The sequence below is a fragment of the Clostridium sp. JNZ X4-2 genome (genome assembly GCF_054889485.1).
Window position 1 is genome coordinate 2,879,835 of the sequence record NZ_CM142685.1, and the last position, 12,918, is coordinate 2,892,752.

Below are 12,918 nucleotides of genomic sequence, written 5' to 3' on the forward strand. Positions count from 1 at the left end.
TATTTTTGTTTATGATTATATCAAATGTTTCATCATCTCATTCTAAACTCCACTTTTATATGCATCAAGCGGATACTTTAACGCAATATACATTAATATTTTCCCAGCACCATTTACTCCTGCAAATATAGTATAATTAGCTATTACTCATAAAATTTTTAAAAATGCTAGACTTATGATACACTAATTTTGAGGTGTTGTTCATGAAAAAATTATTAAAAGTTGTTGGTGCAATTATAGAAAACAAAGACAAAGAAATCCTATGTGCTCTCCGTTCTCCCAAAATGTCACTCCCAAACAGATGGGAATTCCCAGGTGGCAAAATAGAACAAGGGGAAACTTTTAAACAAGCTATTGAAAGGGAGATCAGGGAAGAGTTGTCATGTACAGTTAAATTCATAGATGTTTTTAATGAAAATACTTATGAATATGAAAAATTCACAGTGAACCTGATTACAGTTAAATGTAAATTGATGTCGGGAACTCCCACAAAAAGTGAACATTCAAAATTAATATGGATGTCCAAGGAAAATTTACCTTCTTTAAACTGGGCACCTGCTGATATCCCAACTATGAAAAAACTTTTACAAGAAAAAGTATAGCAAAATTAAATCTGCTATACTTTTTTGAAAAATTCATTATACAATCCAAATGGTACTTGATTTTCCAGCTTTATCTTTACCGTTATAGGTTTTTCTTCCTGATATTCTATTACATTTCCCTTTCCTATATAGATATAGGGTTGAACCGATCCATCTATCTGTTTGTATTTCCTTATAAAAATATGTAAATTTACATTTCTCTCTTTATTGTGTATTATATTTTGCCCTCTCTCAGAATTTTGAGATGTACTATTTGGACTCTGCCATTGAAAAATATCTTCATTTATAAATTTATCTTTGTAATTAATACTCTCTTTAATTCCCTCTTCCTTATGCAAATCTACAAAAATAAAATATTCACTACCATTGCTTATAAGACCACTTCCTCTAAAAGAGCTGTGAGCTTTTTCATAATTTGACAACAATGCAGTATCCGTCATTTTATACTGCATATACAACTTAAAAAACGGTACTCCATAATATTTATTGGAAAATTCCTTCTCATATCTTATGATCCCATAATTTACAATATCCTCTATGTACTTCCTACATTCCCCATTGTATATTATCTTTTTAAAATTCCAGGTAGAATATAATTCTTTATTTTTTAATTCAAAACATTTAATAGTGGCATTTGTCTCAGATTTGTCATAATAATTCTGATTTAGATATTTAAAAGCATGGGAAATACTTTTATCATCCACATATTCAATGTGTTTTAAAATTTCATTTTTAGCCTGCTCAAGATTTATATTTTCATGATTTAAAAGATATTTTATTATACTGAACTCATATACTCTCTTTATAGGCAGCTTTCCCGTGAATTCTTTTAGAACTTTAAGGAAATCATCATTTTGCAGTAATTCTTTCAATCCTTCATCTTTTTCCATTTTAGCTACAAATGAAGTATAGATCTTCTCTTTGTTAACAAACTTAAGTGGATCAGGTGCTCCGTCATATTTCATATAATCCATTAAAAAATATGGGACTCTTCCTCCATTCATCTTCTTAAACTCCATATACTCTTCTTTTAAATATTTCATGGAATTAAAATTTTCTTCATCCAGCTGCTTCAGTATTCTCTCCTGGACAATCCTGTCCATCTGAATATTAGTACATCCGTATAAATTTCCAAATTGGGTTGCTACAGCTACTTTCAGGCTATCCTTATCATAATATCTGGATCCATTAAGTGCTATGGCTATTAAAAATGCTCTTTTATAATTGCCTATAAAATCCAACACCGTTAAAAAGGTCTTTTCCATGCACTTTCTAAGTCCTCTTCCGAGCTGCTGTATAAATATTACAGGTGAAGTCGTAGGCCTGAGCATTAAAATCAAATTAATAGATGGTATATCTACACCTTCATTAAAAATATCCACAGTAAATATAACTTCAAGCTCATTACTGTCATCTTCAAGTTGTTTTATATACCATTTTCTTTCATCAGCCGAATTCTTTCCCGTCAGACATACACTTCTTATGCCTCTCCTGTTAAATTCAGAAGTCATATACCGGGCATGGTCAATATTTGCACAAAATCCTATGCATTTTCTCTTTTCCCCATCATACCCATAAAAATTCATTTTTTCTATAATAAAATCCACCCGTTCATTTACCTTAAGCCTTCTGACTATTTCATCTACATCTTTCATATCAATATTACTTAAGTCAATAGAATCAATATCTGTTATTCCAAAATAGTGAAAAGGTATGACTAAATTCAATTCCAGTGCTTCCCTAAGTCTCACTTCCAATGCCACATTATTGTCAAAGATATCAAATATACTCTCTCTGTCACATCTTTCAGGTGTAGCAGTCATTCCAAGCAAAAAATCAGGTTCAAAATAATCTAAAATTCTCTTATAAGATGGACTAGATGCATGGTGAGCCTCATCTAAAACAATGTAATCAAATTCATCTTTACTGAAATGCCCCAGATAATTATTCATAGATTTTATAGTTGAAAATAAATAATCACAATCTAAGTCTTTACTTAAACCAGTTAAAAGTCCTAAAGTTTTATTTTTGTTTTTCACTAGTCTTGAAAAGGCACTTTCGGCACTTCTTAAAATTTCTTCTCTGTGAACCAAAAAAAGCATCTTTTTAGGATTGCAATTCATAACATCAAAAGCTGATAAATAAGTTTTACCAGTACCTGTAGCTGCAATAATAAGTGCCTTTTTCTCTCCTGAATCCCTGAGTCTCTTTAAATTTTCCACAGCTCTTTTTTGCATATCATTAGGTTTTATTATTTCATAATTATTAAAATATAATGTCTCGTCATGTCTTCTTTTTTTAATTTCTCTCAAAAAATTCCCATAGCTGTTTAAAAATTTATCATCTACAACAGAAGTTGTTTCCCACAAGCCCAAATATTCCTCTAAAACTTCACAGGAAAAACTATCATCTTTCTTGGAAATCACTCTGACGTTCCATTCTACATTACTCTTTAGAGCTCTTTGAGTTATATTAGAAGATCCTATAATTATTTTATATTCTCCACTATTTTCAAAAATATAAGCTTTTGTATGAAATCCCTTATCCTCTGAAGCAACAAATACTTTTAGATCAATATTAGTAAATTTTTTTATTTTTTCCAGTGCTTTTGGTTCAGTAAAATTAAGATATGTAGAAGTTATTATTTTACCTCTGATTCCATTCTCTTCAAATTCTTTAAAACTATCCAATAAAAGTTGAAGTCCGCTAAAATTAATGAAGGCTACACTGAAATAAAATTTTTCACACTGACTGAGACATCTTTTAAGTTCATTCAATAAATTCCCTTTATTTGAGTTAACCACTAATTTATTATTTATAAGATAATTATTATCTTCTATTTCTTTGTTTTGAATACCAAAATGTGATTGTTGTTGAAGGTCTATTTTATCAGATATGGATTCCATAATTTTCATCTGTCCTTAAAATAATTTTTAAATCTATTTAATAATTTATCTACCCATGCCGCCACCTCCTCTGCTGTCAATTACCGCAATAGCTCCTTTTGTGAGAGATAAAACCCGGAAGGCGCCTGTCTAAAAAATATTTATGCTCTCTTAAATATTATAAATCACTATATGAATTTTTACTATATCCAGTTTATTTTCAGTAACCACTATTTCTATAATAGCACTGTCCGATAAAAAATCAGATATAAAAATTGAAAATAAAATTACTTTGGTGTCTGATGAAATATCATCAGACACCAAAGTAAACATAAATAATAAAAAAATAATAGATAGGCCGGCTAAGATCTATCTATTATTTAACCATGTAAACTACCATGTAAACTACTAAGCAGACTAAATTCATAATCCACCCTTCTTATTACTGATATTATACTATAGAATATAAAAATTATACAGGTAAAAATTTATAAGTCTCGCTTCATACAAGTAATTTTTCCACTGAATATTCTTCATCACATAAAAGGGTTATCTAACAAAAAATAACATTCACTCAACAGTACCCAAAAGCTCATTTGCAATATTTATGCTCTCCAGCCTCATGATACTTTCCTCTGCACTTACATAACTTAAAAGATTAATGCTTCCATAATTTATACAAAAAAGCTCGACCAGTATCCCCTCTTAATTTCACAGTATCAATATCAAAACTTTAATCTCTATTTAGACAAGTCAAACAGTCTGCATCCCATATTCATTATCAAATCTTTTAACTGAACATTTTCTATCCACTTTTCAGGAATTGACTTCATTCCATAGGCTGCACCCAGTATATTTCCACAAATTGCTCCTGTAGAATCACTGTCCCCGTCATGGTTTACCGCCATAATGAGTGCCTTTTTCACATCAGAACCCTTTAGAGCACAGTACAGGGCAATAGCCAACGCCTCTTCCGCAATCCAGCCCTCACCCAATTTTTTAATAGATTCTCTTGAATTTTCACTACTTTCTGCCAACCTTAAAGCTTTCTCAACAGCATCTACAGTTTCTTCATGACCTCTATAGATTTTTAATATATCAATTGCAGCCCTTGTACTTTCTATAATATCTTTTCCATTCACAAGTTCTGCAACAATAGCAGCAAAAGTTCCTGCTGCCAGATAACCTGTAGGATGACCGTGGGTCATTGCCGCAGCTTCTGCCGCAACCCTAAACGCATATTCTGGCTGTCCATGAAGAAACAGGCCTACAGGAGCAACACGCATTACTCCCCCACAACCTTTACTGTTATTGACAGGCTCATCCATTGTTCCCATTTTCCCACTTCCAAGTGCCGTCAAGCAACTATTCCCAGGTGCTCTTTCAGAAAACAGCTCCTTGAAATCTAAAATGCTGTTTTTCTTTTCGTGGGGCTGTTTTTCAAGCCAAACCTTATCTTCATCTGTTGGCATTCTCCCCGTCTGAGTATAATACCAACGAAGGTAGGACTGATATATACCACTTACCGAATAGGATCCGATACCCCTTTCACTACAGCGTAAATATGCCCATATCATACCATCTGCAGTAAACAAACTCATCTGTGTATCATCGGAAATAAGAGCTTTGCCTATTGCCTTGTCAACTTTTAGATCTTCTATTCCCTGCTTCCCAAACCTATATTTAATTTCATCCCATGTCATAAACTCAACAGGATATCCCAGTGCATCCCCCAGAGCACCACAGAGCAGTGACGCCATAAATAAATCTTTTAAATCTGTCATTATTACCTCCCGTTATTATTTTAAATTATTGAAAATTTCAAGACTGTTTTTTGAATGAATTCTTTTGCTTTTTAAGTTTTCAGTAATTAAAGTATATGTTATAATTTGAAATGTAATAAGAAAAATTTATATGGCTGCCTCTTCTTTATTCATGGGTGGATTATGGTTAATAATGTCTGCATATGAAGAAGAGGTGATGCATTTATGTCAGAAGAATATTTAATATTGTTTTTCAGTTTATTTTCAGTAACCACTATTTCTATAATAGCATTATCTGATAAAAAATCAGATATAAAAATCGAAAATAAAATTACTTTGGTGTCTGATGAAATATCATCAGATACCAAAGTAAACATAAATAATAAAAAAATAATAGATAGGCCGGCTAAGATCTATCTATTATTTGACCATGTAAACTACTATTATACCATAAAATATGCCCTATATATTTATTTAATACTGAAACCAGCAACGACACCTTTATTAAAATAGCAATTAAATACATAAATATAATTATCTATCAAAATATAATATTAAAAGTGCTGTCCTTTAAATTTTCTATAAAAGCTTCATTGCTTAAAATTTCATCATGTTCTTCAACCGAAGTATCAAGTGCATTTTTTGTATATTTAACCCTCTTCTCATCTCCAAATCTTATAATAGAATAAATATCCTGTCCATCATTTATATAGTTATTTAAATAGCTTTCTTTAATTATGAAATCATTAGACTTAAACGTTACAGGACTTTCTTTTAATTCTATAAACATACTATCTTTTGATAATTTTAACTTCGCAAACTCAATAAAATCATACGTATCCCTATCATTGGACAATATAGTTATCTTCAATTCGTAATTTGAATATAATGATCCAATCCTGCTATACTAAAGCCAGGGTTGGATCAAGAAGTTTCCTGACTTTTGCCGGACAACCAGCATACAACTGAATAAATTCAATAAATGGGAACACTCCAAAATATTGACCGGAGTATATAATAACAGATTTCTGCTTGTCTGATTTATAATTCTTAACTACTACAGGCAGTGACTTGCCTGAATATCTACTTCCTTCCTCCATGTTTTTGAATAGCTGAAAGTACATATATCCTATCAATGTCATAGTAATATGGAACGTTATGAAATTATATTTTGTACTTTTAAAGTCTTCCAGTTTCCAGAAATCTTTTATTTGCCTGAAATCTTCTTCTATCTCTGGTCCTAATTCATATGTATTTATTATCTGTTTTGCAGTTTTATCTGTATCTGTGGTCAAAAATACATAGTATTTATCATCCTTTTTATCATGTACCACACAGCCACATAAATCTATATCACCTGAAGGGTTACTGCTTTCCCACACTGCTCCAAGATTTCTAACGAGCTGTATTTCCTGAGTCTTCCTCTTTTTATTTGGATGCTTTGACCACTTGCCTTGTGACTTAGCTATACTTACAGCTTCACTATAAATTGTCATGTTCTTTTTTGCCGGTATATATGTATCAACTCCCCGTTTCAACTTGAGATCATTTATGATGTCCCTTGAAATGAATCCTCTGTCATTTATGAGTATATCTCCATTCTTTAAACACTTACTTTTTAGAATCATATCCTTGCAGAGTTCCAAATCATGAGTTTTTATAGAACCATAGGTTATCTCTTCAATTATTCCAGAATCATCCATAAGTCCCCTTAGTGTTCCTAGTTTATATCCCCGGACGGGTTTCCCATCTGCAGATATAACCTCTGAGTTCTCATAATTTGTATTATCTAAATTAACCTTTAATTTAGTGCAGTCAAGAATATGTATTGATGAGTACACATCAATACTCGGCAGTACATTATTCTGGATATAATGGTTATATGAGTTTATAAGATCTTCACTTTCATATTTACTGACAAGATTTCTAATAACCCCTTCTGAAAACAAACCTTTGCTCATATCCCTGTCAGTGTCCCATATGTTCCAGCCCAATTCAGACAAGAGTTCGGGGTCGGTCACTGCAAATATAACATCAGTTAAACTTGTTTTTAATTTCATTTTAGCCGTAATCACAAGTGCAATTAATATATCTAAGGGCAGATGTTTGTTTCCACTTCGTTTGTCTTTAAAGCTGTCTGATAATTTATCTATAAGGTTTAATTTTTTCATTTTTAATACTATAGTATCTATAAGGTTTGGGAAGGTAACATCAGCAGCATCAATGCTGCCGCATTTTATACTTTCCAGGACTTTCTTTTTATTATTTTTGCTCAGCTGTAACATTATAAATATCCTCCAAATCATTATTGTGTAATATATTTATAATTTTACTTTTAAACTTAACATTTTACCATAATATATTCTGATTTTTTATATTACGAATTACAGAAATAGTTCAGGGCAAACGCATGAGTAAATAAACTGTAAAGATGGCTTGGATTATGGATTTAAGACTTCCCTTAAGTTAATCATTATAGTATGATAATCATATAAACTTATATGAGGTATGGTGCTATGATAAAAAATAAAATGATAGATTATTTTGGAATTATAACAGATCAGAGACAGAAAGCAAAAATTAGACATAAGCTAATAGATATATTATTTATATCTGTAGTTTCCACATTGGCAAACTGTGATAATTGGGTTGCTATAGAAGATTTTGCAAATGACAGGATCAGCTTTTTCAGAAAATATCTTACTTTGCCCTATGGGATACCTTCTCATGACACGATGCAAAGAGTTTTTGAATGGATCGATCCAAAGGAATTTCAAAGTACTTTTATGAAATGGATAAATGAAATATCCGCCAATCTAAAAGGATCTATCATTGCAATTGACGGTAAAACAGTGTGCGGGGCACGTAATACCAATGAAGAAAAATCACCAATCCATATAGTAAGTGCCTGGGCGAGCAAATATAGAATAGTTATTGGTCAAGTGAAAACTTATAAAAAAAGCAATGAAATAACAGCAATTCCAGAGCTTTTAAAGTTATTGGATATAAATGGATGTATTGTAACTACTGATGCCATGGGGTGTCAGAAAGAAATAGTAAAAGCTATTGTAGACAAGAAATCTGATTATGTATTGGCACTTAAAGGTAATCAAAAGTTATTTTATAATGAAGTAAAAGAATATTTGGATGATGCATTAGAAACAAGCTTTAAAGACATTTCCCACAGCTATACCAAGTCTTTCGACAAAGGGCATGGAAGAAAAGAAGTAAGAGAATACTATGTTACTGAAGATATAGACTGGCTTAGTAGTAAGCAGGAGTGGGCAAATCTAAAAAGTATTGGTATTGCTGTAAGACAAAGTGAAGAAAAGGGAAAAACAACAATTGAAAAAAGATATTATATAAGTTCATTACCAGCTGACGCTGTAAAATTCTCAAATGCTGTGCGCAAGCATTGGGGGATTGAAAGTATGCATTGGGTACTTGATGTAGTCTTTGATGAAGACTCTAACAGAACCATAAAAGAACATAGCCCTGAGAATTTATCAATGCTCAGGAAATTTGCACTTAATATACTCAGAAATATAGAAACTGAAAAGATAATGAGTGGTCCAAGAAAAAGAGCCAAGGCAATGACAGATGAAGACTTTCTGGATTTAGTCGTAAAAACTACATTTTTAGCTTAATAAAATTGAGCTTATTTTTGATGTGACGGAATATATCCTTTAATATGGACTATTTGGTTATGTGAAAATATTTCTCTTGAACTATGCTAAAAATTGTAAAAATTTAATATTCATGACATTTATTTTTGATTAGAATTTCTAAAATAATAAAATATTATTTTTCATGCGTTTGCCCTGAGAAATAGTTATAGTATGATTTGCCTTAAAATAGATATATGATATAATTAAGGATAAAATACTTATGGAAATTTCACCTGCATTTTTCTTTTTCATTCTTCCATTTCTAAGCATTTTACCTTCAAATCCATTATAATACAATAAGTTCAACCATACTTGATAATCTTCTAATTCTTCCAGGGGTTGACCTTTTTCGATATATCTCTTTATAAAACTTTTTAACTCACCAATTTTATACGAGGAGTAGAGGAAAAATTTATACAGCCATATCGCTCTATAATTTATTAATTTTTCATAGCCTCTCTCATCTATCGCAAAAATTTTTATGCCCCTGTTAAAAATTTTCTCTATATAACCTACCCTTCCCTTTGAATCTCTTACTTCTTCATAAATCCAATTAGGTATTAGTAGCAGATCATAATTTGTCAATATTTTTTCTATACAAATATATTCACTTACATTTATTAAAAAACTAATCGTATTATTACCAAGGATTCCAATTTTTTTAGGAGTACTGGAACTTAATATTTCAATCAATTTCTTTACCTGAATTATTTCCATTATTTAGCTCTCTCTTCATCAGATCCTTGAGTTTATTTAAAAATTTCAAATTGTCCTTGTGATAATCAACATCCGGTTCTTTTTTCGACAATAGCTCTATTTTTTTATCCAATCCCCCAAAACTTATTATATTAGATGGCTTAACCAAATCATTATCCAATTCCAAGTTTTCAAATAACTCAACTAGATTTTCTGGCTTCTTATCAAAATTTTCAATTATAAGTCTTTTCAATCCAATGTCATTGAACACATCTACGGCATCCTCATATAACTGAATTAATACAGCCTTATAGGGTGCTTTGAATACATCCATGCACCTAGCAATTTTATTTATAAACTCATCGCTTTCCAATGAATAATAATATCTATAGACATCTCCCAATAACATTCTGGCAGCAAAGTAATCTGTTTTTCTCTCATTCAGTTCCATTTTTTCCGCTTTTATATTGTGTTGTCCCTCAACTATGGAATTATCATAAAGTAAATGAAATATTTCATGCCATGCAATAAAAAATTGATAAACTCTAGGCTGTGCTGAATTAATGACAGGTATTTTGAAATTATTTCTAATAAATATGGCTCCCCCCCAATATTCGTCATCTATTGGCAGCTGTATTAAATTATAATTTTTCTTTAGAACTTCAAAAGCTAACTTATCAAAACCAGTTATTCCAATTTTGTTATAATTAATAAAGAAATCACTTTTAAAGTTTTCAATTTCATTCCTTATTTTTTTATTTGCTTGTATAACTTCATTTAAATTCTGAGATGTTATATATTGAGACATATTTATCAACCTACCTATCCTCATTATAAACTTCATAAAGATCTATTATATCATCTAAAAATCCCAACATTCTCTTAGCACTGTCACTTAATTTATATTCCTCCGGTGCATTATCAGATGCTACAATTCTACATTTACTTTCTGACTCCAGATGTTTATAATCCATCAATTCTTCAAGATTTATATTAAAGGTTGCAATAATCTTATCCACATGCTTTTTTAGTGTTGTATTGTTGTCTATTTCACCCTTAACCAATTTATCAATAGTCGGTCTGGAAATACCAGCTAATTTTGAAAAAGATGACTTAGTGTACCCATTATCTCTAATAAATTGAAGAATGTTAGAGCCTATTTTATATCTATTGTCGTATATATAAGATTTTAACTGCATTTCACCATACTTTTCTGCTATATCCATACTATTACCTCCTTACTTATATTATAGACCAATATTGTAAAAAAAGATACATATGTAAAAAATATTTTTACATATGTATCTTTTTGAGCTTTTTACTTATAGATTTATATTATTATTAAAAATATTATTTATTTTTATTCATTTTCTACTTTTTCAAATTCACTTATATATTCCTTTAATATTGCTGCATTTTTAAGTAAACTTCCCAATCCACCAATAAATAATTTCCATGCATCTATAATATCTTCAAATTTTATTTGTTTCTCTAGTGGAGCAGCTGGAGTAATTATGTAATTAAATTTCTTTGCATTTTTTATTCCCAGTCTTTCATCCATTTGCAAAAGCATTTTTCATGTTAACAGATTCGGTTTTTTATATTCAAAACTTTTTAGTGAAATACAGTCTATTCCTGGATTGCTTCTATGTGTAAAAGGATTTCTGATTTCTTTAAAAATCTTCACATGTTCATCAGTATTAAATTGTTCCATAATATTTTTTATTAATCTAAATTCATCATTATTAATCCAAGAAATATTATTATTATAAATATCAATAATTTTCAGCTCTTTATTAATTTTCTAGCTTATAAAGTATTTCTCGTTCAACTAAATTATAATCTATATTAGCTATAATGTTTTCTTTAAGTATTATGCCTTCAATTGTATCATATAATTTATTTTAAACACTTAAAAATTCCTTTTTAGAAAATGAATATTTCATTTTATTTACCACCTGGTCTATTATTTCATAAATTTAATTACTCAATCATTGTGTATATCAGTATTATCGTAAATTACCAATGGAAATTCCTATGCAATTTTAATAGTAATCGTCTACTAATAACCCTATTTAATATACTTTACTTTCAAAAATTATAAATTATATATCATACTAAATTATCAAATCTTTTATCCGTATTTTTCATTAGATCAACTTGTGTTTTTGCCCAAGCTCCTCTACCAATATCTCGTATAGGTCTTGACTTATGTAAATATTTAATTGGTAAATTTTGAATAATACTATTAGGAGCCATAATATTTAAATCTTCAATCTTAGCTACTGGTTCAGTAGTCAAGAATTTTGGTAAACATTTATATGCATCTATTGCATCTAAACTTTTAACCAACTTTTTTCCACTACATATTTTATTCTTTCAAATTGTGCTTTATCTACTCCTGTTTTCTTATTCTTTCTTGTTTCAAATCCATTAAAAACCCATCCTGCAAATTTGGGTTGCCCCTTTGTAAGTATCAATTTATCATATTTATTTAAATTTATATATCTCGATTTACCCTGCTGCCAATCATTAATAAACATTGGTAATACTTCACCAATTAATCCAACACAATATGCAGAAAAAGAATCTGGGATACATGGAACTAAAAAATAATCTGAGCAATATAAAGCTGATCTCACTAATGCATTAAATACCGATGGTAAATCTACTAAAATGAAATCATATTTCTTATCATAATATTTTTCAATTTCATTTACCAAATGACGTTCTTTATACATTCACAAGCCCACGGGTTTTTTGCATTAGATTTTAGTTGAATAGTATATAAGACCTTCTTGAAAATAATATATTCTCTAATTTGGTTTGTACCGTATGCTTTATCTGCCAAGATATTACTATCTTTTATATCAATGTTGGAAAAAACATCTACAGCCTGTGTACTATCATGTAAATTACCAGATGATAATTGAAAATAGATTAGATTACCAAGCACGTCAACAACTGCATGAATTTTTATGATATATCCACCACAGCTTAGTCCAATATGCTGTTTTGTTTCACTGTTTATAAGCCCCTTTTTAGCACCAGTACTATGCTGGTGAGCTTTTATACATGTTGAGTCAATGCTTAATTTTTCATAATCTGCCTCTGAAGTTAATTCTCTAAAAATTGTTACTAAAGTACCATCATTACGCCACTTACAAAAACGGCTGCATACAGTTTTCCATGGACCAAAATGTTCTGGTAAATCATCACGCTATACTACACCACTTCTTGCAGTCCATAGTATGGCATTAAATATAAGTCAGTTATCTTTTGGAGATCTTCCTGTTTTTGCTAT

The 12,918-nt window shown here is 30.2% G+C and carries 13 protein-coding genes and 1 pseudogene; 3 read left to right on the top strand and 11 right to left on the bottom strand.

The window, feature by feature from the left end; genetic code table 11:
- Window positions 1-203: 203 nt before the first annotated feature.
- On the top strand, window positions 204-602 hold the full coding sequence (locus tag ACYUJ6_RS13870) for a (deoxy)nucleoside triphosphate pyrophosphohydrolase (protein ID WP_106010591.1): 399 nt from the start codon (window positions 204-206) through the stop codon (window positions 600-602).
- A 14-nt stretch (window positions 603-616) separates the two neighbouring features.
- Here ACYUJ6_RS13870 and ACYUJ6_RS13875 read toward each other — a convergent pair whose 3' ends face one another.
- Complete coding sequence (locus ACYUJ6_RS13875; protein WP_420866706.1) at window positions 617-3,508, bottom strand: DEAD/DEAH box helicase; 2,892 nt, start codon at window positions 3,506-3,508, stop codon at window positions 617-619.
- 719 nt (window positions 3,509-4,227) lie between these two features.
- Window positions 4,228-5,271, bottom strand: a complete 1,044-nt coding sequence (locus ACYUJ6_RS13880; RefSeq protein ID WP_106010594.1) for an ADP-ribosylglycohydrolase family protein — start codon at window positions 5,269-5,271, stop codon at window positions 4,228-4,230.
- A gap of 204 nt (window positions 5,272-5,475) precedes the next feature.
- Here ACYUJ6_RS13880 and ACYUJ6_RS13885 point away from each other — a divergent pair, with 204 nt between their 5' ends.
- Complete coding sequence (locus ACYUJ6_RS13885; protein WP_106010595.1) at window positions 5,476-5,763, top strand: hypothetical protein; 288 nt, start codon at window positions 5,476-5,478, stop codon at window positions 5,761-5,763.
- A 28-nt stretch (window positions 5,764-5,791) separates the two neighbouring features.
- On the opposite strand, the gene ACYUJ6_RS13890 is transcribed toward ACYUJ6_RS13885, so the two are convergent.
- Both ACYUJ6_RS13890 and ACYUJ6_RS13895 read right to left on the bottom strand, forming a co-directional pair.
- Window positions 5,792-6,106 carry a hypothetical protein gene (locus tag ACYUJ6_RS13890; protein ID WP_146127611.1) on the bottom strand — a complete coding sequence of 105 codons (315 nt, stop codon included), beginning with the start codon at window positions 6,104-6,106 and terminating at the stop codon, window positions 5,792-5,794.
- 46 nt (window positions 6,107-6,152) lie between these two features.
- Complete coding sequence (locus tag ACYUJ6_RS13895; RefSeq protein WP_170065767.1) at window positions 6,153-7,535, bottom strand: transposase; 1,383 nt, start codon at window positions 7,533-7,535, stop codon at window positions 6,153-6,155.
- Between the two features lie 231 nt (window positions 7,536-7,766).
- Here ACYUJ6_RS13895 and ACYUJ6_RS13900 point away from each other — a divergent pair, with 231 nt between their 5' ends.
- A complete protein-coding gene (locus tag ACYUJ6_RS13900) occupies window positions 7,767-8,897 on the top strand; it encodes an ISAs1 family transposase (RefSeq protein ID WP_158255936.1) in 1,131 nt (376 codons plus the stop codon).
- Between the two features lie 138 nt (window positions 8,898-9,035).
- On the opposite strand, the gene ACYUJ6_RS13905 is transcribed toward ACYUJ6_RS13900, so the two are convergent.
- The 7 genes and pseudogenes from ACYUJ6_RS13905 to ACYUJ6_RS13935 form a co-directional block, all read right to left on the bottom strand.
- Window positions 9,036-9,611, bottom strand: coding sequence for a hypothetical protein (locus tag ACYUJ6_RS13905; RefSeq protein ID WP_461843319.1), 576 nt, complete (start codon window positions 9,609-9,611; stop codon window positions 9,036-9,038).
- Complete coding sequence (locus ACYUJ6_RS13910) at window positions 9,604-10,422, bottom strand: ImmA/IrrE family metallo-endopeptidase (RefSeq protein ID WP_461843320.1); 819 nt, start codon at window positions 10,420-10,422, stop codon at window positions 9,604-9,606. The genes ACYUJ6_RS13905 and ACYUJ6_RS13910 overlap by 8 nt, the downstream gene beginning before the upstream one ends.
- Before the next feature lie 10 nt (window positions 10,423-10,432).
- The gene (locus tag ACYUJ6_RS13915) at window positions 10,433-10,840 is read right to left on the bottom strand and encodes a helix-turn-helix domain-containing protein (RefSeq protein ID WP_229980501.1); all 408 of its coding nucleotides are present in this window, start codon (window positions 10,838-10,840) and stop codon (window positions 10,433-10,435) included.
- Window positions 10,841-10,974: 134 nt separating this feature from the next.
- Window positions 10,975-11,175, bottom strand: coding sequence for a hypothetical protein (locus ACYUJ6_RS13920; RefSeq protein WP_229980502.1), 201 nt, complete (start codon window positions 11,173-11,175; stop codon window positions 10,975-10,977).
- 551 nt (window positions 11,176-11,726) lie between these two features.
- Window positions 11,727-11,966, bottom strand: coding sequence for a hypothetical protein (locus tag ACYUJ6_RS13925; protein ID WP_229980503.1), 240 nt, complete (start codon window positions 11,964-11,966; stop codon window positions 11,727-11,729).
- Window positions 11,951-12,355, bottom strand: coding sequence for an AAA family ATPase (locus ACYUJ6_RS13930; protein ID WP_229980504.1), 405 nt, complete (start codon window positions 12,353-12,355; stop codon window positions 11,951-11,953). Before ACYUJ6_RS13930 ends, ACYUJ6_RS13925 begins: the two co-directional genes overlap by 16 nt.
- Window positions 12,331-12,816 (bottom strand): annotated as a pseudogene (locus ACYUJ6_RS13935) (IS5 family transposase); the annotation flags it as partial. The pseudogene ACYUJ6_RS13935 and the gene ACYUJ6_RS13930, both read right to left, overlap by 25 nt.
- Window positions 12,817-12,918: the final 102 nt, after the last annotated feature.

Bases quoted from the DNA above. Each gene is read 5' to 3' on its own strand.
- ACYUJ6_RS13870 (WP_106010591.1), top strand. From the start codon at position 204: ATGAAAAAATTATTAAAAGTTGTTGGTGCAATTATAGAAAACAAAGAC.
- ACYUJ6_RS13875 (WP_420866706.1), bottom strand. From the start codon at position 3,508: ATGGAATCCATATCTGATAAAATAGACCTTCAACAACAATCACATTTT.
- ACYUJ6_RS13880 (WP_106010594.1), bottom strand. From the start codon at position 5,271: ATGACAGATTTAAAAGATTTATTTATGGCGTCACTGCTCTGTGGTGCT.
- ACYUJ6_RS13885 (WP_106010595.1), top strand. From the start codon at position 5,476: ATGTCAGAAGAATATTTAATATTGTTTTTCAGTTTATTTTCAGTAACC.
- ACYUJ6_RS13895 (WP_170065767.1), bottom strand. From the start codon at position 7,535: ATGTTACAGCTGAGCAAAAATAATAAAAAGAAAGTCCTGGAAAGTATA.
- ACYUJ6_RS13900 (WP_158255936.1), top strand. From the start codon at position 7,767: ATGATAAAAAATAAAATGATAGATTATTTTGGAATTATAACAGATCAG.
- ACYUJ6_RS13910 (WP_461843320.1), bottom strand. From the start codon at position 10,422: ATGTCTCAATATATAACATCTCAGAATTTAAATGAAGTTATACAAGCA.
- ACYUJ6_RS13915 (WP_229980501.1), bottom strand. From the start codon at position 10,840: ATGGATATAGCAGAAAAGTATGGTGAAATGCAGTTAAAATCTTATATA.
- ACYUJ6_RS13920 (WP_229980502.1), bottom strand. From the start codon at position 11,175: ATGGATGAAAGACTGGGAATAAAAAATGCAAAGAAATTTAATTACATA.
- ACYUJ6_RS13930 (WP_229980504.1), bottom strand. From the start codon at position 12,355: ATGTATAAAGAACGTCATTTGGTAAATGAAATTGAAAAATATTATGAT.